The sequence below is a fragment of the Campylobacter concisus genome (genome assembly GCF_002913045.1).
Classification (GTDB): domain Bacteria; phylum Campylobacterota; class Campylobacteria; order Campylobacterales; family Campylobacteraceae; genus Campylobacter_A; species Campylobacter_A concisus_AP.
Genome location: NZ_PPAF01000014.1, coordinates 1 through 538 on the forward strand (window position 1 = coordinate 1; position 538 = coordinate 538).

Genomic DNA, 538 nt, shown 5'->3' on the forward strand with positions numbered 1-538 from the left:
AATGGGAAGTGGGCTCAATTTTTAGCCTCTTAATCACTCACACCGTCCCAGAAAGCCCAGTAAGTACCGGTGACTGTTAACATCTAGATAACACCGTAGCGTACAGAATTTTTGATAACTATGAACTCGCTTAGACTACCGCCATGAAATACATAATTTACTGGAGTGTCGCTTTTGGTATTAAATGTCTTTGCCACATAGGCTTGTGGGTTTTTAAGAAGTTCAGGTCGTAGCACGACATTACCTGGTAAATAAACGCCGTGGACATTACCAAAGCTAGCTGCAATGCTAAATTTATCGATTATCTTGATTAGTCGTTCATAGTCAAGTGCGACATCCTCTGACTGAGTGTAAAGAAGCGCATAATCAACGCTTGTATTATATACACCATCTTCTTCACCACCTGTGACGCCAAGCTTGATCTCAAGTCTGATGCCCAGCTCGCTAAGCTCTTTTAGATACTTCTCGCATGTACTTAGATTTTCGTTATGACTCTCTCCACTAAGGTCGAGCATGTGAGAGCTAAAGAGTGGTACGC

At 42.2% G+C, this 538-nt stretch carries 1 pseudogene; it reads right to left on the reverse strand.

The features are described 5' to 3' along the window. Positions 1–86: 86 nt before the first annotated feature. Positions 87–538, reverse strand: a pseudogene (locus CYP43_RS02110) (class II fructose-bisphosphate aldolase); the annotation flags it as partial.